Here is a 26,975-nt window from a genome sequence, read left to right as displayed (position 1 = left end):
GTGGCTGGTTGAAGCGTGAAGGGTGAAGGGTGAAGAGGGGTGGGGGCAGGGGGGTTCGGTGGGCCGGTGGTTCGCTCAGCTTTGTGGCACCCGGCGGAAGCGGCCCGCGATGTGCAGGTCCGCCTCGATGCGGGTCGCTGTCGCTCGGAGTTCGGGCAGCACGTCGCTGACGCAGGCCTCGGCGGTGCGGCGGCTGCTGTGCATGGCGACGTTCACCGCGGCCACGGTCCGTCCGGCGAGGTCGCGCACCGGGACGGCGATGGATCGCAGTCCCTGCTCCAACTCCGCCTCGACCAGGGCGTATCCGGCTGTCCGTACCCGGTCCAGTTCGGCCCTGAACAGCTCCGGGTCCGTACCGGTCCGCCCGGAGACGGCCCCGGGCGCGCCGGCCAGTATCTCCGTCGCGCGGGTCTCCGGAAGATCGGCCAGGATCGCTCGGCCCGGCGAGGTGGCGTACGCGGGCAGCCGCGTGCCGACGGTGACGTGGACGCTCATGATGCCGCGGGTGGAGACGTGCCCGATGTACTGGATCTCGTCGCCCGTCAGCACCGCGAGCGACACCGAGTCGTGCAGCCGCTGGGAGAGTTCGGTCAGATACGGGGCCGCGATCTCGGGGAGCGTGGTCCGTGAGAGTGGCGGGAAGCCGAGCCCCAGGACGCGCGGGGTGAGGCGGAAGACGCGGTCGTGCGTGGTGACGTATCCGAGGTGTTCCAGCGTGATCAGGGCGCGGCGAGCGGTCGCGCGGGCGAGTCCTGTCGCCTGGGCCACCGCGGTGAGGGTCAGTTCACCGCGCCCCTCGCCGAAGGCCGTGATCACGGTCAGGCCCCGCGCCAGCGACTCGACGAACTCCCGCCCCAGTTCCTGCTTGGAGGCGCCGGTCCAGTCGGCGAGCCCGGAGGGAGCGGTGGCCTTCCCCGAGGGTTCCGTGCTTCCCGAGGGTTCCGTGTTCCGTGCGCTTCCGGGGCTTCCGGGGCTTCCCGCGGTTCCTGGAATTCCCGCGGGTCCGGGGCTTCCGGCGTCGACCGTGCCGCCCGTGCCGACCGCGTCGCCTGTGCCGCCCGCTCCGGTCGGTGCGTCGCTCTGCGTGAGCTCGGACTTCCGCTCCGGCGTCGGTTCGTCGTCCCGTGCCAGCGCCCGTTCCATCTCGGCCACGGCCGTCCGCAGGCGCGGCAGCAGCGCGTCCCGCAGTTCGGTGGCGCCGTGCCGGCTCGTATGGCTCACCACGTTGACCACGCAGGCGATCCGCCCCGCCTCCCGTACGGGCATCGAGAGCGCGACAAGGCCCGGTTCGATGAGCTGGTCGTCCAACGCCCAGCCGGTCTCGCCCGCTTCGGCCGCCCGTTGCTCGAAGTCATCGCCGAGGGTGGGGCGTTGGGAAGCCGGCAGAGTGGAGGTGTCCGCCCTGCCCTCGTACGGTCTGCTCCGCGCGGGCACGGCCGGGAAGCCGCGGTCCTCCGGATCGGCCGCGCGGCGCTCCCGCCAGCCTGTCCACTCCTCCTCGCTCCACTCGGACGCGAACAGCGGTCCCGGTGCGGTGCGTTCGGCGGGGAGCAGGTCGCCGATGCGGAACCTCAGGGACATCGCGCGGCGCCGGGTCGCCTGATGGATGAAGCGGATTCCGTCCCGGTCGCAGACGGCGATGGACACCGACTCGTCGAGCTCGTCGGCGAGTGCTTCGGCGTACGCGTCCAGGACACGGGGAAGCCGGAGGGCGGCGAGATAGGCGTTGCCGAGTTCCATCAGGCGGGGGGCCAGTACGGCGTCCCGGCCGTCGAGGCGCAGGTAGCCCATGCGCGCCAGGGTCGCGGTGATCCGGTCGACGGTGGCCCGCGCGAGCCCGGTGGCCCGTTCGAGTCCGCTCAGACTGGCCGAACCGTCCGCCTCGGTCAGCCTGCGCAGTACGGCGAGCCCGCGGATGAGCGGCGTGACCGCCTCGTCCGGCACTTCGGCCCCGGCGGCGGCCCCGGAGCCGGACACCGCGGAACCGTCGCCCGTCCCGGCCGACGCGCGGTTCGCCGGCGTGACAGGGGACGACGACGTGGGGCTCGATGACCTGGAGCCTGACGGCCTGGAGCTTGATGACCTGGGACTTGATGGCATGGGCTCTCCGGTGGGCTCTCAGAAGAGTCACTGTGCGGCGGATCTCGGACGAGTCACCGGTGGCGGGTCTCAGAAGAGCCACGGTAGTGCTTGCCCGACGGTTCGCCCGAGCTCGGCCGTCCTGCCGTTCGGCCGTCCGTCCGCTGGCCCGGTGGCCCGGCGGCTCGCCCGGTGGTCAGCGGCGCGTCACGTACACCCGGTACTTCCCCGCGGCGTCCGCCGACGCGACCTGGACGGTGAGTCCCGCCTTGGCGGCCTTGAAGGTCTCACCGGGGGAGAAGGGAGCGTCGGAGAGTTCCGCCTGCACATTGGGTGAACGGGTGCATCCGCCGCTGTCGGGGTGGGAGTCGTACACCGTGACGGGCCCGTTCCCGGTGTCCACGCCCGCGTCGACCTTGTAGACGAGGATGCCGGGACGGCAGACGGCGGAGTCGTTGCCCGCGCGGGTGCGCAGTTCGAGGACGTATCCGCTGCGGGGGCCGACGGGTATGACGACGAGTTTGGCGCCGCCCCGCAGGGCCATCGGGGTCAGCGTGTACTCGCTGGTGCCGTGTGCGGCCGCGCAGCTCACCTGGGAGGCGTCGAGCCAGCCGAGCTTCCACTTGTGCCAGCCGAGCAGATCGTTGTCGGCCCCCCAGTCCTCGCTCATGATGTCCCAGTGCCCGACCGCGCCGCCGCCGTCCTGGGTGTAGAGGTCGGGCAGGCCGAACGTGTGACCGTTCTCGTGGGGGAGTACGCGGTAGCCGGTGTCGGCGTAGGAGCCCGAGCCGTCGTCCTGGCGGCTGTAGACGAAGGACGCGTTGGCGACCGGGACGCCGTCGGCCACCGGCGCCTCGGTGTTGCCGGCGAAGGTCACGGACAGCACGGTGTCCAGCGCGGAGGGCCCGGCATTCGGTGTGACCAGCACGTTCAGGATGTCGTACGACCGGAAGTCGACCTCGGGATCGGCCGTGGCCACGATGTCCTGGACCAGTTCGCGGTACCCGGGGTCGAAAGGCGCGCCGCGTTCTATCCCGTACGCCTTGAAGGGCTTGGGCATGCGCAGCCAGTGCCGGACGGGGGCCTTGGGCCGGTAGTCGAGGCGGCCGTAGGAGGCGGTGCGGAACCATTCCTGCGTTTTCGGGAAGAACTCGTCGTACCGGTCGCGGGCGCTGCCCTTGCCGGGCGCGTCGGAGAAGTCGACCATCAGCGTCAGGGCCCGCAGGGTGCCGGTGGAGCGGGCGTATCCGGGCGCGGTCGGGATCCCTTCCCCCATCTGGACGTCCGACGGGCCGTTGATCAGGCAGGGGCCGAGCGCCGTGGAGCGGGCCAGTGCCGCGGAGCCCGCCGTGGCGGACCCGGCCGTCAGATGTCCGGTGCCCGCGGAGGTGCTGACCGCCAGCGTCAGAACGGTCACCGTGGCCAGCGCGGCCACACGGCGCGGGCGTATGCGGCGGCTGGACGGCAGCATGCAGGGGCCCTTCGCTCCACGGCAGCCACCGGTCTCCGACTGCACCCTTTCGATCACCCTGAGTCGCCGACTCGCCGGGCGCGCGCTGGATGGGCCCGATCGGGTTCATCTGCGGGAGGTGCCGAAGGGGGGAAGAATGTGTGACGCAGGTCACATCATTCTCTTCCGGGTTCGGGAAATAACCGGGGATCGTTTCCCCGTTTAGCCATACGTCCGAGCGAAACGGGGACGGAATCCCCGGATCGCATACACGTTCCGAGAAGTTCCGAGAAGTTCCGAGGAGGACACCGTGGAGACCGCGACCCCCGTGCAGCGCCGAGTGGCCCGGCCCCGTGCCGATGCCCTGCGCAACCGGGAGCGGATCGTCGCCGCCGCCCGCGAGATGTTCGTCGAGTTCGGCGCCGAGGTGCCGTTCGACGAGATCGCCCGCCGGGCCGGTGTCGGCAACGCCACGGTGTACCGCAACTTCCCCGACCGCGACGCACTCGCCCGCGAGGTCGTGTGCTCGGTCATGGACCGCACCTCGGAGTGGGTCGAGGAGGCGCTCGCCGTGGACGGCGACGCGTTCGAGGCGCTGAGCGGCTTCGTGCACTTCGCCGCGGACGAGCGGATCGGTGCCCTGTGCCCGATGCTCTCCGAGAACTTCGACCAGAACCATCCCGACCTGGTCGCCGCGCGCGACCGGATCACCGATCTCCTGCAGCAGCTGATGGCTCGCGCGCGTGAGTCCGGACAGCTGCGCCCCGACGTCGAGTTGGGCGATCTGATGATCGCCGTCAGTCAGCTCACCAGGCCGCTGCCCGGCACCGCGTGCCAGGGAATCGACCGCTTCGTGCACCGCCATCTTCAGCTGTTCCTGGACGGTATGCGGGCTCCGGCCCGCTCCGAACTGCCCGGAACGGCCGCCAACCTGGAGGAACTGCGACGAGTGTGACCGGTGCCGGAGCGGCAGCCGAAGTGATCGGTCGACCGGCGACCGATGAGCCCGGCGCCCGGCGACAGTCAGGACTCGTAACCCGAACTCGTACTCAATAACGCACGACTCATCGCCCGTACAGCCCGTGCGCCTCGTACGGCCCGTACGCGTCACACGCGAGGTGCGCTCGTCGTCAGGGACGGGCCGCGCCGAGCCGCGCCGAGGCGTTCCCGGCCGTCACCGTCGACGAGCCGTCCCCTTTCACTGCATTTTTCGCTACGAAGTCCCGGAGTGGGTACCCCCATGTCTGAAACAGGCACGTCCAAAGCAGTTCCGGATCTGGAGTCCGACGCGCACAGCAACCGCTGGAAAGCACTCGTCTTCATCGCGCTGGCCCAGCTGATGGTGGTGCTCGACGCCACGATCGTGAACATCGCCCTGCCCTCGGCCCAGCAGGACCTGGGTATTTCGGACGGCAACCGGCAGTGGGTCGTCACGGCCTATGCCCTCGCCTTCGGCGGTCTGCTCCTGTTCGGCGGCCGCATCGCCGACCTGTGGGGACGCAAGCGGGCGTTCGTCGTGGGTCTGGTCGGTTTCGCCGCGGCCTCCGCGCTCGGTGGCGCGGCACAGAGCGGCGCGATGATGTTCGGCGCCCGCGCCCTTCAGGGTGTGTTCGGCGCCCTGCTGGCACCCGCGGCGCTCTCGCTGCTCGCCGTGATGTTCACCGACGCCAAGGAGCGCGCCAAGGCCTTCGGCATCTACGGTGCGATCGCCGGTGGCGGTGGCGCCGTCGGCTTCATCCTCGGTGGTGTCCTCACCGAGTACATGAACTGGCGCTGGACCTTCTTCGTCAACATCCCGTTCGCGATCGTCGCGGCCGCGGGCGCGTACTTCGTCATCCGTGAGCCGAAGGGCGGCCGCAACCGTTCGCCGCTCGACATCCCGGGCGTCGTGCTCTCCACCCTCGGTCTGGTCTCCCTCGTCTACGGCTTCACCCGCGCCGAGTCCGACGGCTGGAGCGACTCCATGACGGTCGGCCTGTTCGTGGCCTCCGCCCTGCTGCTGGCCGCGTTCGTCTTCACCGAGTCCAAGGTCAAGGCCCCGCTGCTGCCCCTGCGCGTCATCACCGAGCGCAACCGCGGCGGCGTCTACCTCTCGCTCGGTCTCGCGATCATCGCGATGTTCGGCACCTTCCTCTTCCTCACCTACTACCTGCAGATCGTGAAGGGCTACTCGCCGATCTCGACCGGCTTCGCCTTCCTGCCGATGATCGCGGGCATGATCACGGGCTCCACGCAGATCGGTGCCCGTCTGATGACCCGGGTCGCGCCGCGGCTGCTGATGGGCCCCGGCTTCCTGGTCGCCGCGCTCGGCATGCTGCTCCTGGCGCAGCTGGAGATCGGTTCGTCGTACGTCTCCCTGGTGATGCCGGCGATGCTGCTGCTGGGTCTCGGCATGGGTACGGCGTTCATGCCCGCCATGTCGCTGGCCACGCACGGCATCGAGCCGCGTGACGCCGGTGTCGCCTCGGCGATGGTCAACACCTCGCAGCAGGTCGGCGGCGCGATCGGCACGGCCCTGCTGAACACGATCGCCGCCTCCGCGACCACCGCCTACATCAAGGACCACATGGCGGGCGCCGGGACCAAGGCGCAGCAGCAGCTGGTGCAGGCGGAGGGCATGGTGCACGGCTACAGCAACGCGATCTGGTTCGCCGTCGGCATCCTCGTGGTCGCCGCGGGAATCGCCTTCACCCTGATCAACACCGGCCGTCCGGACGCCTCCGCGGTCGTCGGCTCGGGTACGGGCGAAGGCGCCGAGGACGAGCTGAAGGTGCCGGTCGTCGCGCACTGACCCGGCGACCATCCCGTACTCCGGTACTTCCGCAGCCCACGGCCCGGTGCTTCCGTAGCCGGCGGTCCGGTACTTCCACGGTCCGTACGACGGTGCTTCGCGTACGGACGGGGATGGGGACGCCTCGTCCGTACGACTCCGGAGACCGCCCCGGTTCCACGCCAGACGGAACCGGGGCGGTCCCGTGTCCGGGCAGCCTCGTGTCCGGGTGGCGGGCTCGTGTCCGGGCGGTCCGCTGTCCAGGTGGTCCGCTGCCGGGCCGGACTCGGCGGCAGAGGCGCATCGCCCCGATCGGACCCGGCGGCAGAGGCGTATAGCCCCGGCCGGACTCGTCGGCGCGGGGCCCGCCACCTCGGCCGCCCGGCCCGCCCGCTCCTGACGCAGCCCCCGCTCCTAACGCAGCCAGGGCAGATCCGCCCCCGCGTCCTTCGGCTGGAGCCCTTCGGCGATGATCCGCATGGCCTCGCCGAAGGCCTTCCGCTGGTCCGGCCCGAGCCGGTCGAACAGTGCCTGGCGTACGGCGGCGACATGGCCCGGCGCGGTGCGCCGCAGCACCTCGTAGCCCTCGTCGGTCAGCACCGCGAACTGGCCCCGCTTGTCGGACGGGCAGTCCTCGCGGCGTACCCAGCCGTTCTTCTCCAGCCGCGCGACGGCGTGCGAGAGCCGCGAGCGGGTGATCTTCGCGTTCATGGCCAGCTCCGTCATCCGCAGCCGGCGCCGCGGCGCCTCCCCGAGCTGCACGAGCAGGCCGTAGTAGATGTGCGGCATGCCCGCGTCGCGCTGGAGCTGACGGTCGAGGTGGTCCTCCAGGAGGGTCGTGGCGTGCATGTACGCACGCCAGATGCGCTGTTCCTCGTCGGTGAGCCAGCGCGGCTCTTCAGCGGGAGCGGGTGCCGTGTTCATGTACTCCACTGTACGAGCCTCTCCTTGAAACTTAAACAAACCGGGCGTAGTCTCGACCCTGGAACTTGAGACTTTAAGTAAAGTGCTTCAAAGATCAAGCACTGCCGCCGTACGATGGAACCCCCTGGAGGGAGCAGCCATGTCCGCCGCCACCGAGGAGCGCCCCGCGCCGGAGCGCATGCCCGCCCTCTACCTCAGCCACGGTGCCCCGCCGCTCGCCGACGACCCGGTCTGGCCCGGCCAGCTCGCCGCCTGGTCCGCCGGCCTGCCCCGCCCCAAGGCGATCCTCATGGTCTCCGCGCACTGGGAGGAGGCTCCGCTCGCCCTCGGCGCGATCGAGACGGTCCCTCTCGTGTACGACTTCTGGGGCTTCCCCGAGCACTACTACCAGGTGACGTACGCGGCCCCCGGCGCTCCGGAGCTCGCCGAGTCCGTACGGAAGCTGCTGCGCGCGCCCGGCACGCCGGTGCAGGACATTCCGGACCGCGGACTCGACCACGGCGCGTACGTCCCCCTCAAGGAGATGTTCCCCGAGGCGGACATCCCGGTGCTCCAGATCTCCATGCCGACGCTCGACCCGGTCCGGCTGTTCGAGATCGGGCGGAAGCTGGCGCCGCTGCGTGACGAGGGCGTGCTGATCGTCGGCTCCGGCTTTTTCACCCATAACCTCGCGGCCCTGCGGCACACCGGCGGGGGAGTGCCCGCCTGGTCGAGCGAGTTCGACGACTGGGGGCACCGCGCGCTGGAGGCCGGTGACGTGGACGCGCTGCTCGACTTCGAGCGCAAGTCCCCGGCGGGCCGTCTCGCCCACCCGCGCACCGAGCATTTCGCCCCGCTCTTCGTGACCATGGGAGCGGCGGACGCCGCCGGGGGACTCGGCGGGCAGCGGTCCGTGATCGACGGATTCTGGCTGGGGATGGCGAAGCGGTCGGTGCAGTTCGACTGAGCGGCCGACGGTCCGACCGTCGGGTGGTCCGACCGCCCGAAGACCCGACCGCCCGAAGACCCGACCGTCCGACGGTCGGGTCTTCCCTTGCGTCTCTTGCGTCCCTCGCGTCTCTAGCGTGCCTCGCGCCCGTCGGCCCGACCGCCGGACGGTCCCGGTCCGGGCGTGCGGGTGCGTCCTAGTGGGTGAGTTCCTTCTCGTACCAGGCGACGTCCCAGTAACGGCCGAACTTGCGGCCGACCTCCCGGTAGGTGCCGACGTGCCGGAAGCCGAAGCGTTCGTGCAGGCGCACGGACGCTTCGTTGGGCAGGGCGATGCCGGCGTACGCCCGGTGCAGGTCCTCGGAGGCGAGCGCCGAGAAGAGGGCTTCGTAGAGGAGCGTGCCGACGCCCCGGCGTGCGGCGTCGGGGGCGACGTAGACCGTCACCTCCACGGAGGTCGCGTAGGCGGGCTTCGCGCGAAAAGCGCTGGACGTGGCGTACCCCAGAATCGCCTGTGAATCCGCGTCTGTGGCAACCATCAGGCGGTGCGGTCCGTCTTCAGGGTGGGAGAGCAGCCACGGGCGACGTTGCTCCGGCGTGAAGACGATGGTGTCGAACGTGATGGGCGTCTCACGCACGTAGTGGTTGTACAGCTCCGTGAGCGCGCCCAGATCGGCTGCGACCCCCGGCCTGACCTGCACATCTGTACGTTCTGACCGCATCGGACCTCCCGAGTGGTGCGACAGGGTACTGCATGCTCAGAAAAATCAAGGTGCGGGTTGGGAATTCTGTCCTGATTCCAGTCGTTGTTTCCATCGGATGCCGGGCACCCGGGAGGGTGAAAGCCGGATGTCCGGGACCACCCGCAAGCCCACCACGCAAGGGAGCACGCATGGCAACCCGTGCCGTCGCCCGTCGTAAGTCCGCCACTGGCGGGACATCCGACGCGGCACGCAGTGTTCGCGCCGGAGGCGGCGAAATCGCCGATCGCGACCTGGTCGGCATGTACCTCGACGAGATCGCGCGTACACCGCTGCTCGACGCCGCCAAGGAAGTCGAGTTGTCCCAGGTCATCGAGGCGGGTGTGTTCGCGCGGCAGATCCTCGACGGTGAGGCCGAGGCCAAGGCGGACGCGTCCCGCGAGGAGTTGGAGGCGCTGGTCGCCGACAGCGAGCGCGCCAAGGACGTCTTCATCCGCTCGAACCTGCGGCTGGTCGTGGCCGTGGCGCGCCGTTACCCGCGCAGCGGTCTGCCCCTGCTCGACCTGATCCAGGAGGGGAACGCCGGCCTGGTGCGCGCGGTCGAGAAGTTCGACTACCGCAAGGGCTTCAAGTTCTCGACGTATGCCACCTGGTGGATCCGTCAGGCCATCACCCGTTCGATCGCCGACCAGTCGCGCACGATCCGCCTCCCCGTCCATCTGGTCGAGGAACTGGGCAGGATCCGTCGCGTGCAGCGTGAGTTCAACCGTGAGAACGGGCGCGAGCCCGAGCACGCGGAGATAGCCGCCGAGCTCGGTTCGACGCCGGAGCGCGTGGGCGACGTCCTGGACTGGGCCCGCGACCCGGTCTCGCTGAACATGGCGGTGGACGACGAGGGCGAGACCCAGTTCGGCGACCTGCTGGAGGACACCTCCGCCGTCTCGCCCGAGCAGTCGGTGCTCACACTGCTGCGCAGTGAGGAGCTGGACGATCTGATCGGCCATCTCGACCAGCGCACCGCCTCCATCATCAAGATGCGGTACGGCATCGAGGACGGCCGGGAGCGGACGCTCACGGAGGTCGGCAAGGAGCACGGGCTCACGCGTGAGCGCATCCGTCAGATCGAGAAGCACGCCCTGCTCGAACTGAAGAAGCTGGCGCGCGACACCGGATTCGACGCGGCGGCGTAGCGGGGACGAGGCGCGCGGAAAGCACGGGGAGGGCCGAGCGAGAGGGGCGAGTGGGCCGTACGGGTTGAATCGCCGCGCGGGCGCCGGGCCCCTCCGTCCCAGTCCGCGCACGGGCACCCCCGCCTCGATGGCCACAAGTCGACCAGACATGGCCATGTAAGGCCGCTTCAACCTGCCGGGCCCTGGGAACAAGACTTCAGGGCCCACGCTTCGGGCCCCGTCCGAGCGGAAGAAGCGAACAGAACCACCGAGCGGAAGTCCTCACCGGATCCACCGAACGGAAGCACGCCGCTCCCAAGAACCGAGTCCCGACGCACACCCCCCCGCGCCGGGACTCTCCCAGAGCCGAGCTTCGGCGCCTCCCCCCCCCGGCGCCGAAGCTCGGTTCCATTTTCGTTCCGGGGTACGGGAGTTGCCGGCTCCGACGGGGACGGGCGAGCACGGAGGATTTCCGGGCAGGACGCGGACGGGCCACCCCGAACCTGAACCCCGGGGTGACCCGGACGGCAGATTCTGCCACAGCGGCGTGACCAGCCGTCGCCGACGGTCCACCGGGTGTCACCGCCCCCGTGGCGGACGGCCGACCGTCAAGCGCCGTCAGTCTGCGGCACTCCCCCCGCCCGACTCAGCCGCGCACCCAACTCCCTTACGTAATCCACAAGTTCTCGCGGTTCTCGCACCGTGAAGTCACAGTCGACCATCGCGATCCGTACCGCCAGCCATTCCATCGAGTCGCTGGAGGAGCCCCGCAGCCGGCAGCTGTGCCCGTCGATCGGCTCGGGCACGCCGACCCAGGCGGGCACGCGCGCCGCGACGAAGCCGGCCGGGGCGGCGAAGGTGACGTCGAACGTGTACGTGTCCTGGCGCCGGTACATCGACTGCCGCAGGAACTCGGCGGCGTTCCCCGTCGGCAGCTCGCGGGGCGTGAACCGGGCCCCCGTCGCGAAGGGTTCGGTCACCCGGTCGACGCGGAACGTCCGCCAGTCGCCGCGGTCGAGGTCGTACGCGACGAGGTACCAGCGGCGGCCGGTGGAGACCAGCCGGTACGGCTCGGTCAGCCGCCGCGACGGCGTTCCGTCCCCCGAGCGGTACGCGAACCGCAGCCGCTCCCGCCCCGCGATGCTCGACGCCATCACGGTCAGCGTCTCGGGCGCGATGCTCGCCCCGTCTCCGCTGGTCAGGGGCATGGTCGCGGCCTGGAGCGTGGACACGCGGTGGCGCAGCCGGGACGGCAGCACCTGCTCCAGCTTGGCGAGCGCCCGTACGGAGGCCTCGTCCACACCCGCGACCGCGTGCCCGGCGCCGGCCCGCAGACCCACCGCGATGGCCACGGCCTCCTCGTCGTCGAGGACGAGCGGGGGCATCGCCGTGCCCGCCACCAGCCGGTAGCCGCCGTCCGCTCCCTTGGTCGCCTGCACCGGATAGCCCAGCTCGCGGAGCCGGTCGATATCGCGCCTGACCGTACGACGGGACACCCCGAGACGCTCGGACAGCTCGCCGCCGGGCCACTCGCGGGGCGTCTGGAGGAGGGAGAGGAGCTGGAGGAGCCGGGCCGGGGTATCGGTCGTCATGTTTCCAGGGTGCCGGAGAAGTAGGACACGATCTGACCTAATCAGGCCGTACCTTTACGGCATGACCTCCACCGACACCTCTGAGACAGCTCTCAGCAGCCCGCCACCCGGCGCCGTGGCCGACCGACGCCGCTGGTTCGCCCTCGCCATCGTGATGACCGCGGCCTTCATGGACCTGGTCGACGTCACGATCGTCAACATCGCGATCCCGTCGATCCGGCAGGACGAGGGCGCCACCTTCAGCCAGATCCAGTGGATCACCGCGGGCTACGCGCTGGCCTTCGCGGCGGGACTCGTCACCGGTGGACGGCTCGGCGACATCTACGGCCGCAAGCGGCTCTTCCTCCTCGGCATAGCCGGATTCACGGTCGCGTCGGCGCTGTGCGGCTTCGCGGCGAACCCGGAGATGCTCGTCGCCTCGCGCATTCTGCAGGGCGCCATGGCCGCGATGATGGTGCCGCAGGTGCTGTCGATCGTGCACGCGACCTTCCCGGCGCACGAGCGGGGCAAGGTCTTCGGCCTCTTCGGCGCGATCGTCGGCCTGGGCGCGGTCTCCGGTCCGCTTCTCGGCGCACTGCTCATCGAGTGGAACATCTTCGGCCTGGAGTGGCGGCCGATCTTCCTCATCAACCTGCCGGTCGGCATCCTCGCGCTGATCCTGGGCCGCCGTTTCATCAGCGAGTCCAAGGCTCCTAAGGCCCTCAAGCTCGACCTCGTCGGCGTCGCCCTCGTCACGCTCGGCCTGCTGATGCTGCTCTACCCGCTGACCCGGGGCCGTGAGCTGGGCTGGCCGCTGTGGGGGTACGTCTCGATGGCCGGCTCCCTCGTGGTCTTCGCGGCGCTGGTGGCGTACGAGAAGCGGAAGACGGCGCGGGACGGTTCACCGCTGGTGGAGCTGTCGCTGTTCAAGGTGAAGAGCTTCGCGGCGGGCATCGCCGTGCAGACCGTCTTCGGTATCGCGCTCGGCATCTTCTTCCTGGTCTGGACGCTGTACATGCAGGTCGGGCTCGGCTGGAGCACGCTGCGGGCGGGCCTGACCGGGGTGCCGTTCTCGATCGCGGTCTCGGCCGCGGCGGGCATGTCCGTGCAACTGCTGGTCCCCCGCTTCGGGCGCAAGGTGCTCCAGGCGGGCGCCCTGCTCATGGCGCTCGGTGTGCTGCTCTACATCTGGGAGTCCGACCGGTACGGCATGGACATCACCTCCTGGCAGATGGCCCTCCCGCTGGTGGTCATGGGCGCCGGCATGGGCTTCATCGTCGCGCCGCTGACGGACGCCGTGCTCTCGGAGGTCCCGCGCGAGCACTCGGGCTCGGCGTCGGGCCTGATCAACACCGTGCAGCAGATGGGCAACGCGCTCGGCCTCGGCCTGGTCTCGGTCGTCTTCTTCGGCGAGATCAGCGACCGGCTGACCCTCGCCCAGGTGGGCCCGGCCTTCGCGAACGCCTTCGAGCACGCGCTGGGCTGGGTCGCCGCCGTGCTGGCCGTCATCTTCCTGCTGATGTTCGCCCTGCCGAAGCGGCCGGCCCAGCATGTGGAGGGCGCGCAGGACGAGCCGGACGCCCAGGACCAGAGCCAGGATCAGGACAAGGCCCTGGGCAAGGACAAGGGTCAGGACGAGGACCGGAAGCCGGAATTCGTGGGCTGATCTCCGCCCGGGTCCGCCGTCGACCGCGTGACGCGGAGGTCCGATCCGGAAGGGGGGGGGGGGGGGCCCGGGGGGGGGGGCGGCGGGGGGGGGGGGCCCCGCGGGGGGCCCCCCCCCCCCGCCGCGGCCGCGCCCCCCCGCCCCCCCCCCCCCCCCCCCCCCCCCCCCCCCTTCCGGCTTCAGCCCAGTCGTGCCGCCCGGCGCTCCATCGCGTCCCGGGCCGCGTCCTCCGTCGCGTACACCTCGCACATGTGCCGCCGGTCCGGGGTCGCCGTGTGCTCGACCTCCCACAAGGAGATCTCCTGCCCGTCACGCAGCAGGAACGCGTGCTCGTAGAGCGAGAAGCACAGCCCCGCCTGCCCGGCGCGGCAGGGGCGCCCGAAAGCCTGCGTGATCTGGTGCGCGAACGCCTCCCGGAGCAGCAGCGACGTGAGGTCGGCGCCCGGCCGGTCCGGATTCTCCGCGCGCCGCAGGAGCCGGCGCGCGTGATCGGCGGAGTCGTCGGGCACATAGGTGTGACGCGGCTCGGGGATCGACGACAGTTGCACGAACACGGGCAGCTCGAAGTCCGGCGCGTCCGGAGGGAGCGGGAGCCGGGCCGTGGCGGTGCGCAGCTCCTCCTCGTCGACGTAGACCTCGTGCTGGGCTTCGTGCCCGGTCGCCGTGTTGTGCACCAGCTCCCACAGCGTGACGGCGGAGCCGTCGGCGAGCAGCCAGGTGTGCCGGTACGTCTCCCGGTGCAGCCCCGCGCTGTGGTGCGCGGAGTGCAGCGAGCTGTCGTGTGCCAGCGCGCAGTCCAGCCGCCGTATCGCCTCGTCGGGCAGCTCGAACGAGTTCAGGGCGCGGCCCAGAAGTCGTGCGAGATGCTCCTCCGGAGACTCGGGCGACTCGGGTGGTTCGTACGCTGCTGTCTCGTACGGAACGCTCAAGGTTTCTCCCGGCGTTGCTGCATGTCACCTTGTGGGTGCATACCGTAGCCCCTCGGTCGGACATCATGTCCGCGAACCGAGAAAACGTACGGACGGAAAACGGGCGGGCCGCGCGGTAAGTTCCCCCGCGGCTCGCCAGGACGTCGATAAGCCCTCGTCAGACGGCACTTCCAGCGGTCGACGCGCCCCGCGAAAGGTTCCGGCCGTGGCGCCCATTGTCCGGCAAGGTGCCCTTGCCGCACCAGTTCCCGGCCGCTACAGGACGACCCCGGCGAGCAAGTCCTGACCCGCTCCACCACACGGACCCGGCCCGGCACGGCGCGCGCCGGCGCGGGCCCCGCCGACCCGCCGACCCGCCGCCCCGAGCCGTACGCCGTCAGGCGGAGCACCGTGACGGCGACCGCCCCGAGCCGTACGCCGTCACGCGGGAGGACCGGGACGGTCCCCCGACCCGCCGTCCCCGTAAAGCTCTTCGTACGACGGCCACGCCCCGCCCGGCCCGTCCACCGGCTCCGCCGCGCGCAGGGCGCGCACGATCGCGCGCGTCACCAGGTCCGCGCCCGCCGCGAGGATCTCGTTGAGCGCCAGGGGGTTCCCGGCGTCGAGCGGCCGGTCACCCGTGGCCAGCGCGAACACCGTGTCCCCGTCGTTCAGCAGATGCACCGGCCGTACGGCACGCGCGATTCCGTCGTGCGCCGTACCCGCGAGCTTCTGTGCCTGCGCCCGCGTCAGCCCGGCGTCGGTGGCGACGACGGCGAGCGTGGTGTTCAACGGGGGCGGCGCGTTCCTCGCGGCGGCCTCCACCAGCCGCAGCCGGGCCGCCTCGCGCACCGCGGCGGACGGACCCGCCGTACGCCCTCGCGTCAACTCCCCGTACGGAATCCCCGTTCCCGGCTCCACCGCCGAACCCGCCGCGTTGGCCACCACCAGCGCGGCCACCGTGACACCGGACTCCAGCACGGCGCTCGCCGTCCCGACCCCGCCCTTGAGCGCGCCGACCACCGCTCCGGTACCGGCGCCCACGCCGCCCTCCCGGACCGGCGCACGCAGCGCGCTCGCGGCGGCGGCCTCGACCGCGGCGATCCCGGTGGAGGCGTCCGGCCGCGACCGGAAGTCGCCGCCGCGCCCGAGATCGAAGACGCAGGCGGCGGGCACGACGGGCACGACGTGCGTCGGGTCCGGCCCCACGCGCACCCCGCGTCCCCGCTCCTCCAGCCACGCCATCACGCCCGACGCCGAGTCCAGCCCGTACGCGCTGCCTCCGGTCAGCACGACCGCCTCGATCCTCTGCACGAGGTTGCGCGGATCGAGCGCGTCCGTCTCTTTGGTGCCGGGCCCGCCGCCGCGCACGTCCACGGCGGCGATCACACCTCCCTCGGGAGCGAGCACCACCGTCGTCCCCGTGAGCCAACCGTCCCCGCTGCGCGTCGCGTGCCCCACCCGCAGGCCTACGACATCTGTCAGAGCGTCAACTGTCATACCCCCCAGTCTTCCCCGGCCGCGGGCCCCGGCGGGTGTCCGCGTGCCCCGGGCTACGCGCTTCGTGCCGTGCCGGCCGCCGATTCCCGGGTCACCACGCGCGTGGTCATCAGCACCCCGACCGCCACGGTCAGCGCGGAGACGATCCCCGCGGCGAGCACCGCCCAGTCGCCCAGGAAGGTGCACAGGATGACGAGCAGCGCGGTGGTCGGCAGGACGATCTGCTGGGCGATGCCGACCTTGAAGTGGCGGGAGTGCAGTACCCAGACGGCGAGGAAGTACAGGGCGGTCGGCAGCGTCACCGCGGCGGACGCGGAGAGTGCCGAGATGTGCGCCGTGCCGACCGTCTGCTCCACCGCGACCTCCAGGCCCGCACCGATCGCCGCGGCCGACGCGAAGATCAGATAGTGGCCGTATCCCCAGAGGAAGGCTTCTCCGCTGGACCGCAGATGGCCGTGGATCGGCACCACGAAGTAGATCCACCAGGCGGCGAACACGATCAGCAGGCCGCCCGCGGCGATGGGGAGCAGCTCGCCCAGCGCGTCGTGCTCGTCGACGGCCGACTTCACCGCGACGGTGGCGGCGGCGATCGTCTCGCCCAGCACGATGATCGTGAACAGGCCGTACCGCTCGGCGATGTGGTGCGGATGCCAGGACGTGGTGAAGGCCTTCTCCGCGAACAGCGGGACGCACAGCTCGGCGACGGCCACCACCAGGAAGACCCACGGGCGGGCGGCTTCCGGTACGAACAGCAGGCCGAGCCAGCCGATCTGGCACAGCAGTACACCGCCCGCGTACCGCAGCGCCATGGTTCTCTCGGTCCCCTCGGTGGACCGGGCCACTCTCAGCCACTGCGCGATCATCGCGAACCGCATGATCACGTAGCCCAGCCAGACGACCAGGAAGTCATGGTCCTCGAACGCCTTGGACACCCCGGCCGCGAGCACCAGGACGCCCGCGATCTGCACCAGCGTGACGACCCGGTAGAGCACGTCGTCGTTGTCGTAGGCCGACGCGAACCAGCTGAAGTTCATCCACGCCCACCAGATGGCGAAGAAGATCATCGCGTAGTCGAGGATGCCCTGCCCCGCGTGCCCCTCCGCCACGGCGTGCACCAGTTCGGCGCCCGCCTGGGCGATGGCCACCACGAAACACAGGTCGAACAGGAGCTCCAGCGGCGACGCGACCCGGTGCGCCTCGTCCCGGCCGCGGGCCGTCATTCTGCGCAGCGGCCAGTGGCCGGCGGACCGTGGTGTCGAGGCGGATTCCGGAGCGGAACGGGAGGTCATAGGGCCAAGCACAGCAGAAAAGTGCCGGAAATTCTTGTGAATGCCTTCACAAGCGACCCCGGTCCGGCCCGGCCGGACCAGCGCCCCCGCGGCGTACTCTTGGGGCATGAGTCCCGCCCCCGCCCCCGAACCGCGCGATCCGAAGCCGGCACTGGTCTTCGACGATCCGTTGAACCAGCAGTCCTCGGACGATACGGACCGCGGGTGGGGCGAGCGGGCCGACAGCACCGGTGACAGTGCCGCCGACCTGAAGCGCTTCCTCGACGAGAAGCCGCCCCACCACCTCTGAGCCGGGTTCCGGGTGTCGTTGCCCCGGGACGCGCAGACCCCGGGCTCCCGGCGGCGGGACGTGTCGCTCCCGGGCTCCCGACGCCGACGCCGGCCGAGTACCCGGGCGCGTGCCCCCGGCCTCGCCGTCAGTGGTCGCGGCGCCCCTGACCGCGCTGGGCGACCAGCTCGTCGCGGATCTGCTTCAGCACCTCCAGCTCGGACACCTCGATGACCTCCTTCGCGCTTTCCTTCGCCTTCTGGCGGGCCGCCTGCCGGGCCAGGAACTTGGCCATCGGCAGCACCATCAGGAAGTAGACGACGCTGGCGGTGATCAGGAAGCTGAGCGTGGCGCCCAGCACCGAGCCCCACATGATGCGGATGCCCGTGGCGTCCGCTCCGGCGCCCGTGCAGGGGCCCTCCAGGCAGGAGCTGTAGCTGTCGAGGTTCTTCGTGCCGACAGCGCCGACCAGCGGGTTGATGATGCCCTTCACCACGGCGTTGACGATGTTGGTGAAGGCCGCGCCGATGACCACGGCGACGGCCAGGTCGATGACGTTGCCCCGCATCAGGAAGGCTTTGAAGCCCTCCCAGACGCTGGGCTGCTTCTTGTCGCTCACTAGGAGGCCCCTCCGCGCAGGTTGTGGAACAAACAGCTCCGCAACCTACGGCAGGGCATGTCGGGCCAGTCCGACTGGGTAGCTCGAACGAGAGACTTGACATGGTTTCGCCGCTCATCGCAGCGTCACCGCCAGCCGTGATGTGGTGCCGGCACCGGCCAGTCGTACGGCCGTCGCACGCGGAACGGAGAGGACGAGCAGTCCTCCGGTGCCGGTGGTGCCGATGTCGGGAACCCCGGTGACCCGCGCCCCGGACGCGATCACCCGCACCTCGCCGCCACTGTCCGCCGCGACCACGTCGACCCGGTCGCCGGGACGCACCAGGTTCACCGTGGCACCGTCGGCGATCCGGACCGGCGCCCTCACCGTCTCGGCCGCGCCCGGCCCGCGCATCGGTGCGGAAGCCGTGGTGGAGGCGGACGCGGAGGGCGTGGGCGCCGGATGTCCGCGTGCCCCCTCGGCGTCGCCGGGGCCGGCCGCCACGAGCGCGGCCGCCGTCATGGCCAGGCCCGCGGCCACCGCCCGCCTCCTGTGCCGTGCCAGGAACCGCAGTCTGCCGTGCCCGCCGCGTACACGGACGGGAGCGAACCGCGGTACCTCGCACGTCGGAGGCGTGTCCGCGCCCGGCGGGCGGATGTAGGGGGAGAGCTGTGCCATGGTGACCACCACCTGCGACGAGGGACCGGCTTGCGATCCCACGATGAGGTCTCGCGGCGAAGCCCGCAGACGTCCGTGGACGACCCAGGGGTTGTGGACAACTCCCTCACCCGAACGGGAGGTTCCGCCCCCGTTCGACACGGGTCACGGCAGCTCGAAGCCGGGATCCATCCCGCCCAGCGCGTTCGTGCACAGGCAGTCCCGCGATCCGTTCTCCGGCAGTCCCGCGACCGCGTCGAAGAGCACGCCCCGCAGCCGGTCCACGTTCGCCGCGAACACCTTCAGCACCTCGTCGTGCGAGACGCCCTCGCCGGTCCCGGCGCCCGCGTCGAGGTCGGTGACCAGCGTCAAGGACGTGTAGCAGAGCTCCAGTTCGCGGGCGAGCGCGGCCTCGGGGTGCCCGGTCATGCCGACCACCGACCAGCCCTGTGCCTGGTGCCAGAGCGATTCGGCCCGGGTGGAGAACCGCGGACCCTCTATGACCACGAGCGTGCCGCCGTCCACCGGTTCCCAGTCCCGTCCGCGGGCCGCTCGCAGGGCGGCCTCACGTCCGACGGGACAGTACGGGTCGGCCAGCGACACGTGCACCACGTTCGGCACCGTGCCGTCGGGCAGCGGCAGCCCGTCGAAGTAGGACTGCGACCGTGATTTCGTACGGTCCACGAACTGGTCCGGAACGAGCAGGGTTCCGGGCCCGTACTCGGGGCGCAGCCCGCCCACGGCGCAGGGGCCGAGGACCTGGCGGGCGCCGACGGAGCGCAGTGCCCACAGGTTGGCCCGGTAGTTGATGCGGTGCGGCGGCAGATGGTGGCCGCGGCCGTGGCGGGGCAGGAAGGCGACCCGCCGGCCGGCGATCTCCCCGAGGAACAGGGAGTCGCTGGGCGGTCCGTAAGGGGTGTCCACCCGCAGCTCGGTCACGTCGTCGAGGAAGGAGTAGAAGCCCGAGCCGCCGATGACGCCGATCTCGACCGAAGCCGTCGGCCGCGCCCCGGCCGGGGTCTGTGGATTCTCCGTGTTCGCCATGAACGGCACCCTAAGGGCTGTCCGGACGGAGGAACGCCGAAGACCCCGTCGTCGTACGGCGACGGGGTCCCGCGGAAAGCCTTGGACGGACGTGCGGGCCCGAAGGCGGCGACGGCCGGGCCGGGGCGGGAGCCCCGGCCCGAGGAGTCCTTAAGCGGCGGAGCTGCCGGCCGAGCCGGTGCTCGACGACTTCGTGTCCGAGGACGACGAGGTGGACGCCGACGACGAGGACTTCGCGTCCGAGGTCGAGGACGTGGACGGCTTCGACGCCGGCGAGCTGCTCGACGACGAGCCGCGGCTGTCGTTGCGGTAGAAGCCGGAGCCCTTGAAGACAATGCCGACGGCCGAGAACACCTTCTTCAGGCGGCCGTCGCATTCGGGGCACTCGGTCAGGGCGTCATCGGTGAACTTCTGCACCGCCTCGAGGCCCTCGCCGCACTCGGTGCACTGGTACTGGTAGGTCGGCACTTGTCTTCCTCCTGGCACTCTCACTCAGTGAGTGCTAACGACGGTCCATACTGACGTATTCCGCGAGATCAGTCCACTGTCACCGGCACGCGGTGACCGACGCCACGTGCGACGGCGCGGCTCGGGGCGTGTGGGGCGAGGCGCGAACGCAGCGCCACCAGGGTCGCCAGAGCCAGTGCCGTACCGGCCATCGGCACCAGGAACCCCGCGCCGTCCCAGAGCCTGTCCTCCAACTGTCCGGCGACCGTGACGGCCGCCGCCTGGCCGAGCGCGACGGCACCGGTGAGCCAGGTGAAGGCCTCGGTGCGGGCGCCCTGCGGAACGAGGCTCTCGACCAAGGTGTAGCCGGTGATCAGGCTCGGAGCGATGCACATGCCGACCACGAGGCCGAGGCCGGCGAGCACGATCACCGAGTTCGCGGCCCACAGCCCGGAGGCGGCCAGCGCGAGGGCGGCGTACCCGACGACGAGCCGTCGCTGCGGGGCCACCTTCCAGGCGATCGCGCCGCAGACGATGCCCGAGAGCATGTTGCCCGCCGCGAAGACGCCGTACAGGACACCGTTCAGGCCGGGCTCGCCGATCGACTCGCTGTACGCGGCCAGTGAGACCTGCATGCCGCCGAAGACGGAGCCGATGCCCAGGAACGTCATGATCAGAACGCGCACTCCGGGGATCCGCAGAGCGGAACCGTGCTCCACGCGCGCGTGCCCGGCGGGGGAGACCGCGGGCTGTGTGTTCTTCTGCGCGGCGAACAGCAGACCGCCGACCAGGGTCAGTGACGCCTCGGTCAGCAGGCCCGCGGCGGGGGTGACGGCCGTGCACAGCGCGGTGGCGAGCAGCGGGCCGAAGACGAAGGTCAGCTCGTCCGTGACGGACTCGAAGGCGGCCGCGGTCGGCATCAGGGGCGAGCCCTGGAGCTTCACGCCCCATCGGGCCCGCACCATGGGGCTGATCTGCGGCACCGAGGCGCCGGTCGGCACGGCGGCGACGAAGAGTACCCACAAGGGGGCGTCCGCCAGTGCGAGCGCGGTCAGGGTGAAGCCGGCCACGGCGTGCACGAGGACGCCGGGCAGCAGGACGGCCCGCTGCCCGTACCGGTCGGCCAGACGCCCGGTGAAGGGCGCGAACAGCGCCATGGAGACACCGGTGGCGGCCGCGACCGCGCCGGCCGCGCCGTACGAGCCGGTGGTGTGCTGCACGAGCAGCACGATGGAGATCGTCAGCATGGCGAACGGCTGCCGGGCGGCGAAGCCGGGGAGCAGGAACGTCCAGGCGCCGCGGGTACGCAGCAGCTGGCCGTAGCCAGGACGGGAGGTGACCGTGGATGCCACGGCCCGTGCCTTTCTGCCGCCTGGTAGCGCGCCCGTGCGGGGGGCGCCGAGAGCTGTCCTCTTGCGCGGATCTGCGGTAGATACCGGCATCCCCTGCGGAGGGACGTCTCGGCCGCCATACGGTCGCGCCAGCTCTGCGTCAGGCAGAGTTGGTTCGATGTGTGCGTTTCATCGTACAGGGGGTGACCGCGGTGCCGGGCCTGTGAAAAGGAGCACTCCATGGCCGCGGGCCTGTGAATGCCCGTCTTTTCCGTGATCGTGTTCGGCATCTCGCAAGGGGGCGTCCGGTGTCCCGTAAGGGCCGGCGGCGGCTCTCGACGCCCGCGACAGCCCCGTAGGACCCTCGGCGCCCGCGGCCGTCACAGGCCTGTTCTGTGCTGTGTCCGGTGCTCCGTCCCGCCGTCGCCGATGCCCAGCCAGTCGGCGAGCTTGCCGCCCTGGCCCACCGCGCGGAGGCGTCTTTCGGTCGCGTCCCGGACCGGGTCGGTCGCCACCACCAGCAGTTCGTCACCGAGCCGCAGCACCGTCGTGGGCATGGGCACGAAGGACTCCGCCTCGCGGACGACGAGCGTGACCGCCGCGCCCGGGGGCAGCCGCAGCTCGCCCACCTCGACACCGTGCATCCGCGACCCCTCGGGGATCGCCACGGACAGCAGATGGCCGCGCAGCCGCTCCAGGGGTGCCGACTCGATGCCCAGGTCGGCGGCCCCGGCGGACCCCCCGAGACGGAGCTTGCGGGCCAGCCAGGGCAGGGTCGGACCCTGGACGAGGGTGTAGACGACGACCAGGACGAAGACGATGTTGAAGATCCGCTTGCTCTCCGCGATGCCGCTCACCATCGGGATCGTCGCCAGGATGATGGGCACGGCGCCGCGCAGCCCGGCCCAGGACAGCAGCGCCTGCTCCTGCCACGGGACGCGGAACGGCAGCAGGGCCGCGACCACGCTCAGCGGCCGCGCCACCATCGTCAGCACCAGGCCGATGAGGAGGGCCGGGACGATGTCGTCGCCCATCTCGTGCGGGGTGACCAGCAGGCCGAGCAGGACGAACATGCCGATCTGGGCGATCCAGCCGAGCCCCTCGGCGAAGCCGCGCGTGGCGGGCCAGTGCGGCAGCTTCGCGTTTCCGAGCACCATGGAGGCGAGGTAGACGGCGAGGAAGCCGCTTCCGTGGGCGAGCGCACCGGCGGCGTAGGCCGCGACGGCGATCGCCATCACGGCGATCGGGTACAGGCCGGAGGCGGGCAGCGCCACGTGCCGCAGTCCGTACGCGCCCAGCCAGCCGACCGCGACGCCGATGGCGGCGCCGATGGTCAGCTCCAGCGCGATCTCACCGAGCAGCGCGTACCAGTGTTCCACCGGGCCCGTGGTGGAGAACGCGACGACCAGGATGACCACCGGGGCGTCGTTGAAGCCCGATTCGGCCTCCAGGATGCCCGTCACGCGCGCGGGGAGGGGGATCTTCCGCAGGACCGAGAAGACCGCCGCCGCGTCCGTCGACGAGACGACCGCCCCGATGATGAACGCCTGGTGCCATTCGAGGCCGATCAGATAGTGCGCGGCCGCGGCCGTGACACCGACGCTCACCGCGACGCCCACCGTTGCCAGCGAGGAGGCCGCCGGCAGGGCCGGTCTGATCTCCTTCCACTTCGTGCCGAGGCCGCCTTCGGCCAGGATCACGACCAGGGCCGCGTACCCGATGACCTGGGTCAGTTCGGCGTTGCTGAAATGAACGTCGCCGACTCCGTCCTGGCCGATCGCGACGCCGATCCCCAGGTACACGAGCAGCGTGGGGAGCCCGCTGCGTGAGGAGATCCGGACCGCCGCCACCGCGACGAGCAGGACGAGCGAGCACACGAGCAGGAGCTGGTTGAGGTGGTGGACAGTCAGGGGCTGTTCCTTTCTCGCCGATCCGGTCCCGCCGCGGGCGGCCTCCGGATCCGAGCACCGGAAGCCGGCCACTTCGATGCAAGTACTTCGTTACCTTACCTAACTCTTGACGCTTTCTTGACGTTCCCGGAGGCAAGATCGAACAGTCGTGCTTCCCGGTTTCCTACTCCGCGTCAAGGCGCGGTAGGCCCTGCGCCTATGGTTGCCCCAGCACTCCAGGACCGCCTGCCGCTCGCGTTAGGACAGCAAGGACAGCGATGCCCCCCAACACCACCGCCTCTTCCGGCCAGCAGCCCGGCAAGTCCGGCAGGAAGAAGGGGCGCAAAGCCCGACTGTTCTTGATTGTCCTGGTTCTCGCCATCATCGGAGGCATCGCCTTCGGCGCGTACTGGAGCATCAGCACGGTGCGTGCCTCGTTCCCGCAGACCAAGGGATCCCTCCGGATCGACGGGCTGTCAGGGCCTGTGACCGTGCAGCGCGACGGCAACGGGATCCCGCAGATCTACGCCGCGTCCGACGCGGACCTGTTCATGGCCCAGGGCTTCGTCCAGGCGCAGGACCGGTTCTACGAGATGGACGTGCGTCGCCACATGACCTCGGGCCGGCTGTCCGAGATGTTCGGCGCGGGCCAGGTCAAGAACGACGAGTTCCTGCGCACGCTGGCCTGGGACCGGATCGCGAAGAAGGAGTACGACACCAAGCTGTCGGCCTCCACGAAGAAGTACCTCCAGGCGTACTCCCAGGGGGTCAACGCCTATCTGCAGGGCAGGAGCGCCAAGGAGATCTCCCTGGAGTACGCCGCCCTGGGCTTCACCAACGACTACAAGCCGACCCGGTGGACCCCGGTCGACTCGGTGGCCTGGCTCAAGGCGATGGCCTGGGACCTGCGCGGCAACATGCAGGAAGAGATCGACCGCTCCCTGATGACGAGCCGGCTCGGCCCGAAGCAGATCGCGGACCTGTACCCGGACTACCCCTACAGCCGGAACAAGACGATCGTCCGCGAGGGCTCGTACGACAGCGTCACCGGGACGTACAGCTCCTCGGACGCCGCCTCGACGTCCACGGCGGGCACGGGGCTCACGGGCGGCACCACGGCGCCCTCCGGCTTCCAGAGCCAGCTCTCGGGGCTCTACAAGGTCCTCGACGACCTGCCCACCGCCGTCGGCGTGAACGGCAACGGCATCGGCTCCAACTCCTGGGTCGTCGCCGGCAGCCACACGATCACCGGCAAGCCGCTGCTGGCCAACGACCCGCACCTGTCGGCGTCGCTGCCCTCGGTCTGGTACCAGATGGGCCTGCACTGCACGGCCGTCTCCGCGAAGTGCCAGTACGACGTCTCCGGCTACACCTTCGCGGGCATGCCCGGCGTGGTCATCGGCCACAACGCGGACATGGCCTGGGGCATGACCAACTCCGGGGTCGACGTCACCGACCTCTACCTGGAGAAGATCACCGGCCAGGGCTACGAGTACGACGGCAAGGTGCTGCCCTTCACCACCCGCAAGGAGACGATCAAGGTCGCGGGCGGTGCCGCCCGGACGATCGTCGTCCGGCAGACCCAGGACGGGATGCCGCTGCTCTCCGACCGCGACGACGAACTGGTCCAGGTCGGCAAGAAGGCCACGGTCGACGCCGAGGCGCCCGACCGTGGCGACGGCTACGCGATAGCACTGCGCTGGACCGCGCTGGACCCCGGCAGGACCATGGACGCCGTCTTCGCGATGGACAAGGCGTCGGACTGGAGCGAGTTCCGCAAGGCGGCCGCGTCCTTCGATGTGCCGTCCCAGAACCTGGTCTACGCCGACGGCGCCGGCGCGAGCGGCAACATCGGCTACCAGCTGCCCGGCAAGATCCCCACGCGCGCCAAGGGCGACGACGGCTCGCTGCCCTCGCCCGGCTGGGACTCGAAGTACCGCTGGACCGGCTACATCAAGCAGTCCGCCCTGCCCTACGAGTACAACCCCAAGCGTGGCTACATCGTCACCGCCAACCAGGCGGTCGTCGACCCGGACAAGTACCCGTACACGCTCACCACGGACTGGGGCTACGGCACCCGCAGCCAGCGGATCACCGACCTGATCGAGTCGAAGACCCGGGGCGGCGCCAAGATCTCGACCGATGACATGCGCCAGATGCAGCTCGACAACAGCAGCGAGATCGCCAAGCTGATCGTGCCCAAGCTGCTCAAGATCGACGTGCCCGACAAGGACGTCCGCGACGCGCAGAAGCTCCTGGAGGGCTGGGACTACACCCAGGACGCCGACTCCGCCGCGGCCGCCTACTTCAACGCCACCTGGCGCAACATCCTCAAGCTCGCCTTCGGCAACAAGCTGCCCAAGGAGCTGCGGGTCAAGGGCCAGTGCCTGTGGGTCGAGCGGGCCGACACGACCGGTCCGGCGGACGAGGACCAGACGGTGCGCGAGTGCGGCGAGCGTGAGTCGGACCAGGCGCAGCCGGACGGCGGCGACCGCTGGTTCGAGGTGATCCGCAAGATCATCGACGACGAGCACAACGACTGGTGGAAGCTGCCCCAGACGCGTACCGCGGAGGCGTCCACCGACCGGGACAAGCTGTTCAGCCGGGCCATGACGGACGCCCGCTGGGAGCTGACCGCCAAGCTCGGCAAGGACATCGACACCTGGAGCTGGGGCCGGCTGCACCGCCTGTTCCTGAAGAACCAGACCCTCGGTACCGAAGGCCCCGGTTTCCTGCAGTACATGCTCAACCGCGGCCCCTGGAACCTCAGCGGCGGCGAGGCGACGGTCAACGCGACCGGCTGGAACGCGGCGGGCGGCTACGGGGTGGTCTGGGTGCCCTCGATGCGGATGGTCGTCAACCTCGGGGACCTCGACAAGTCCAAGTGGATCAACCTCTCGGGCGCCTCGGGGCACGCCTACAGCTCGCACTACACCGACCAGACGGAGAAGTGGGCCAGGGGAGAACTCCTGCCGTGGGCCTTCACCAAGAAGGCCGTCGACAAGGCGACGAGCGACACCCTGGTCCTGAAGCCCTGACGCTTCGGCGGCCGTCGGCGTCGGCGTCCTCGCCGTACTCGACGCCCTGAAGCCGGTGTCCGGCGAAAGCGGCCCTCCACGCGTGCGTGGAGGGCCACTTCGCGTCCGCCGTCCGCCGTTCTCGCGCGTCCGCGTCCCGTCAGCGGAAGCGGCGCACTCCGGAGGGGGTCACCACCGCGTGGACGGGCCGGTCGTGCGCCTCCTCGGGGACCCGGTCGACCACCTCGGTGTCGTACAGGAGCACCACCAGGGCCGGGTCGGCGCCCGAGCGCTCCAGGCGGGCCAGCACGCGGTCGTACGAGCCTCCGCCGCGCCCCAGCCGCATCCCGCGGGCGTCGACGGCGAGTCCGGGCAGCAGAACGGCGTCGGCGTCCTGGACGGCCGCCGGCCCCAGCCGCTCGCCCGCGGGCTCCAGGAGGGCCATCTTCCCGCCGTGCCGGACCTCCGCGAGGGAGTCCGTCCCGGTGTACTCGCCCCAGTCCAGGTCGTTGTCCGGCAACAGGACCGGCAGGATGACGCGCACCCCGCGCGCGCGGAGCGTGTCCAGGAGGGCGAGGGTGCCCGGTTCGCTTCCCACGGACACGTAGGCGGCGACCGTGCCGGCCCGCGCCAGTTCGGGCAGTTCCAGGGCGCGGGCGGCGAGGGCGGCGGCGGTTTCCCGCACGTCATCGGCCGTCAACCCATTTCTCACCGACAGGAGTCCTCGCCGCAACATTCGTTTGGCAGGGTCTGGTTCGCGTCCGACGTGT

At 70.8% G+C, this 26,975-nt stretch carries 22 protein-coding genes; 7 read left to right on the top strand and 15 right to left on the bottom strand.

Translation table 11 applies throughout. The annotated features are described in order from the left end of the window. Positions 1–75: 75 nt before the first annotated feature. Together ACFYW9_RS09350 and ACFYW9_RS09345 are read right to left on the bottom strand one after the other, a co-directional pair. Positions 76–2,100, bottom strand: a complete 2,025-nt coding sequence (locus tag ACFYW9_RS09350) for an IclR family transcriptional regulator C-terminal domain-containing protein (RefSeq protein ID WP_389146870.1) — start codon at positions 2,098–2,100, stop codon at positions 76–78. Positions 2,101–2,275: 175 nt separating this feature from the next. After that, positions 2,276–3,550, bottom strand: coding sequence for a M6 family metalloprotease domain-containing protein (locus ACFYW9_RS09345; protein ID WP_389146867.1), 1,275 nt, complete (start codon positions 3,548–3,550; stop codon positions 2,276–2,278). A 289-nt stretch (positions 3,551–3,839) separates the two neighbouring features. On the opposite strand from ACFYW9_RS09345, the gene ACFYW9_RS09340 reads away from it, so the two are divergent. Next, positions 3,840–4,484 carry a helix-turn-helix domain-containing protein gene (locus ACFYW9_RS09340; protein ID WP_351859828.1) on the top strand — a complete coding sequence of 215 codons (645 nt, stop codon included), beginning with the start codon at positions 3,840–3,842 and terminating at the stop codon, positions 4,482–4,484. A 285-nt stretch (positions 4,485–4,769) separates the two neighbouring features. Then, on the top strand, positions 4,770–6,320 hold the full coding sequence (locus ACFYW9_RS09335) for an MFS transporter (RefSeq protein ID WP_389146863.1): 1,551 nt from the start codon (positions 4,770–4,772) through the stop codon (positions 6,318–6,320). A 393-nt stretch (positions 6,321–6,713) separates the two neighbouring features. On the opposite strand, the gene ACFYW9_RS09330 is transcribed toward ACFYW9_RS09335, so the two are convergent. Next, positions 6,714–7,223, bottom strand: coding sequence for a MarR family transcriptional regulator (locus ACFYW9_RS09330; RefSeq protein ID WP_326787211.1), 510 nt, complete (start codon positions 7,221–7,223; stop codon positions 6,714–6,716). 139 nt (positions 7,224–7,362) lie between these two features. Here ACFYW9_RS09330 and ACFYW9_RS09325 point away from each other — a divergent pair, with 139 nt between their 5' ends. Further along, a complete protein-coding gene (locus tag ACFYW9_RS09325) occupies positions 7,363–8,169 on the top strand; it encodes a class III extradiol ring-cleavage dioxygenase (protein WP_328451472.1) in 807 nt (268 codons plus the stop codon). 178 nt (positions 8,170–8,347) lie between these two features. Here ACFYW9_RS09325 and ACFYW9_RS09320 read toward each other — a convergent pair whose 3' ends face one another. Next, on the bottom strand, positions 8,348–8,872 hold the full coding sequence (locus ACFYW9_RS09320; protein WP_389146858.1) for a GNAT family N-acetyltransferase: 525 nt from the start codon (positions 8,870–8,872) through the stop codon (positions 8,348–8,350). Positions 8,873–9,042: 170 nt separating this feature from the next. Here ACFYW9_RS09320 and ACFYW9_RS09315 point away from each other — a divergent pair, with 170 nt between their 5' ends. Then, on the top strand, positions 9,043–10,041 hold the full coding sequence (locus ACFYW9_RS09315) for a sigma-70 family RNA polymerase sigma factor (RefSeq protein WP_326787214.1): 999 nt from the start codon (positions 9,043–9,045) through the stop codon (positions 10,039–10,041). 587 nt (positions 10,042–10,628) lie between these two features. Here the strand turns inward: ACFYW9_RS09315 and ACFYW9_RS09310 are convergent. Further along, positions 10,629–11,612, bottom strand: coding sequence for a YafY family protein (locus tag ACFYW9_RS09310; RefSeq protein ID WP_351859821.1), 984 nt, complete (start codon positions 11,610–11,612; stop codon positions 10,629–10,631). 61 nt (positions 11,613–11,673) lie between these two features. Between ACFYW9_RS09310 and ACFYW9_RS09305 the strand changes: the two genes are divergently transcribed. Beyond that, positions 11,674–13,257 (top strand): MFS transporter, encoded by a 1,584-nt coding sequence (locus ACFYW9_RS09305; protein ID WP_389146853.1) that lies wholly within the window; start codon positions 11,674–11,676, stop codon positions 13,255–13,257. 179 nt (positions 13,258–13,436) lie between these two features. On the opposite strand, the gene ACFYW9_RS09300 is transcribed toward ACFYW9_RS09305, so the two are convergent. The 3 genes from ACFYW9_RS09300 to ACFYW9_RS09290 form a co-directional block, all read right to left on the bottom strand. Then, positions 13,437–14,186 (bottom strand): DUF6227 family protein, encoded by a 750-nt coding sequence (locus ACFYW9_RS09300; protein ID WP_326787217.1) that lies wholly within the window; start codon positions 14,184–14,186, stop codon positions 13,437–13,439. Positions 14,187–14,606: 420 nt separating this feature from the next. Next, positions 14,607–15,665, bottom strand: coding sequence for a P1 family peptidase (locus ACFYW9_RS09295; protein ID WP_389146850.1), 1,059 nt, complete (start codon positions 15,663–15,665; stop codon positions 14,607–14,609). A gap of 53 nt (positions 15,666–15,718) precedes the next feature. After that, positions 15,719–16,954 (bottom strand): low temperature requirement protein A, encoded by a 1,236-nt coding sequence (locus tag ACFYW9_RS09290; RefSeq protein WP_389146847.1) that lies wholly within the window; start codon positions 16,952–16,954, stop codon positions 15,719–15,721. Positions 16,955–17,060: 106 nt separating this feature from the next. On the opposite strand from ACFYW9_RS09290, the gene ACFYW9_RS09285 reads away from it, so the two are divergent. Next, positions 17,061–17,243 (top strand): hypothetical protein, encoded by a 183-nt coding sequence (locus ACFYW9_RS09285; RefSeq protein ID WP_328451487.1) that lies wholly within the window; start codon positions 17,061–17,063, stop codon positions 17,241–17,243. A 127-nt stretch (positions 17,244–17,370) separates the two neighbouring features. Here the strand turns inward: ACFYW9_RS09285 and mscL are convergent, their stop codons facing one another. The 6 genes from mscL to ACFYW9_RS09255 form a co-directional block, all read right to left on the bottom strand. After that, the gene (gene mscL, locus ACFYW9_RS09280) at positions 17,371–17,841 is read right to left on the bottom strand and encodes a large conductance mechanosensitive channel protein MscL (protein ID WP_389146843.1); all 471 of its coding nucleotides are present in this window, start codon (positions 17,839–17,841) and stop codon (positions 17,371–17,373) included. 114 nt (positions 17,842–17,955) lie between these two features. Further along, positions 17,956–18,498 carry a hypothetical protein gene (locus ACFYW9_RS09275; RefSeq protein WP_389146840.1) on the bottom strand — a complete coding sequence of 181 codons (543 nt, stop codon included), beginning with the start codon at positions 18,496–18,498 and terminating at the stop codon, positions 17,956–17,958. A 144-nt stretch (positions 18,499–18,642) separates the two neighbouring features. After that, positions 18,643–19,521: an S-methyl-5'-thioadenosine phosphorylase gene (locus tag ACFYW9_RS09270; protein ID WP_389146837.1), complete on the bottom strand. Its 879-nt coding sequence runs from the start codon at positions 19,519–19,521 to the stop codon at positions 18,643–18,645. Between the two features lie 150 nt (positions 19,522–19,671). Then, positions 19,672–19,989, bottom strand: coding sequence for an FmdB family zinc ribbon protein (locus ACFYW9_RS09265; RefSeq protein ID WP_351859807.1), 318 nt, complete (start codon positions 19,987–19,989; stop codon positions 19,672–19,674). Between the two features lie 68 nt (positions 19,990–20,057). Beyond that, complete coding sequence (locus ACFYW9_RS09260; RefSeq protein ID WP_389146833.1) at positions 20,058–21,320, bottom strand: MFS transporter; 1,263 nt, start codon at positions 21,318–21,320, stop codon at positions 20,058–20,060. 359 nt (positions 21,321–21,679) lie between these two features. Further along, positions 21,680–23,281 carry a potassium/proton antiporter gene (locus ACFYW9_RS09255; RefSeq protein WP_389146830.1) on the bottom strand — a complete coding sequence of 534 codons (1,602 nt, stop codon included), beginning with the start codon at positions 23,279–23,281 and terminating at the stop codon, positions 21,680–21,682. 185 nt (positions 23,282–23,466) lie between these two features. Between ACFYW9_RS09255 and ACFYW9_RS09250 the strand changes: the two genes are divergently transcribed. Then, the gene (locus ACFYW9_RS09250) at positions 23,467–26,226 is read left to right on the top strand and encodes a penicillin acylase family protein (protein ID WP_389146827.1); all 2,760 of its coding nucleotides are present in this window, start codon (positions 23,467–23,469) and stop codon (positions 26,224–26,226) included. A gap of 139 nt (positions 26,227–26,365) precedes the next feature. Here the strand turns inward: ACFYW9_RS09250 and ACFYW9_RS09245 are convergent, their stop codons facing one another. Then, complete coding sequence (locus tag ACFYW9_RS09245; RefSeq protein WP_389146824.1) at positions 26,366–26,941, bottom strand: 5-formyltetrahydrofolate cyclo-ligase; 576 nt, start codon at positions 26,939–26,941, stop codon at positions 26,366–26,368. Positions 26,942–26,975: the final 34 nt, after the last annotated feature.

The organism is Streptomyces sp. NPDC002698 (genome assembly GCF_042888945.1).
GTDB lineage: Bacteria > Actinomycetota > Actinomycetes > Streptomycetales > Streptomycetaceae > Streptomyces.
Note: the sequence above shows the minus strand (reverse complement) of the source record. Positions and strands in the feature narration are given on the sequence as shown.

Coding starts and splice junctions, on each gene's coding strand:
- ACFYW9_RS09350 (WP_389146870.1), bottom strand. CDS start 2,100: ATGCCATCAAGTCCCAGGTCATCAAGCTCCAGGCCGTCAGGCTCCAGG.
- ACFYW9_RS09345 (WP_389146867.1), bottom strand. CDS start 3,550: ATGCTGCCGTCCAGCCGCCGCATACGCCCGCGCCGTGTGGCCGCGCTG.
- ACFYW9_RS09335 (WP_389146863.1), top strand. CDS start 4,770: ATGTCTGAAACAGGCACGTCCAAAGCAGTTCCGGATCTGGAGTCCGAC.
- ACFYW9_RS09330 (WP_326787211.1), bottom strand. CDS start 7,223: ATGAACACGGCACCCGCTCCCGCTGAAGAGCCGCGCTGGCTCACCGAC.
- ACFYW9_RS09325 (WP_328451472.1), top strand. CDS start 7,363: ATGTCCGCCGCCACCGAGGAGCGCCCCGCGCCGGAGCGCATGCCCGCC.
- ACFYW9_RS09320 (WP_389146858.1), bottom strand. CDS start 8,872: ATGCGGTCAGAACGTACAGATGTGCAGGTCAGGCCGGGGGTCGCAGCC.
- ACFYW9_RS09315 (WP_326787214.1), top strand. CDS start 9,043: ATGGCAACCCGTGCCGTCGCCCGTCGTAAGTCCGCCACTGGCGGGACA.
- ACFYW9_RS09310 (WP_351859821.1), bottom strand. CDS start 11,612: ATGACGACCGATACCCCGGCCCGGCTCCTCCAGCTCCTCTCCCTCCTC.
- ACFYW9_RS09305 (WP_389146853.1), top strand. CDS start 11,674: ATGACCTCCACCGACACCTCTGAGACAGCTCTCAGCAGCCCGCCACCC.
- ACFYW9_RS09295 (WP_389146850.1), bottom strand. CDS start 15,665: ATGACAGTTGACGCTCTGACAGATGTCGTAGGCCTGCGGGTGGGGCAC.
- ACFYW9_RS09290 (WP_389146847.1), bottom strand. CDS start 16,954: ATGACCTCCCGTTCCGCTCCGGAATCCGCCTCGACACCACGGTCCGCC.
- ACFYW9_RS09285 (WP_328451487.1), top strand. CDS start 17,061: ATGAGTCCCGCCCCCGCCCCCGAACCGCGCGATCCGAAGCCGGCACTG.
- ACFYW9_RS09275 (WP_389146840.1), bottom strand. CDS start 18,498: ATGGCACAGCTCTCCCCCTACATCCGCCCGCCGGGCGCGGACACGCCT.
- ACFYW9_RS09270 (WP_389146837.1), bottom strand. CDS start 19,521: ATGGCGAACACGGAGAATCCACAGACCCCGGCCGGGGCGCGGCCGACG.
- ACFYW9_RS09250 (WP_389146827.1), top strand. CDS start 23,467: ATGCCCCCCAACACCACCGCCTCTTCCGGCCAGCAGCCCGGCAAGTCC.
- ACFYW9_RS09245 (WP_389146824.1), bottom strand. CDS start 26,941: ATGTTGCGGCGAGGACTCCTGTCGGTGAGAAATGGGTTGACGGCCGAT.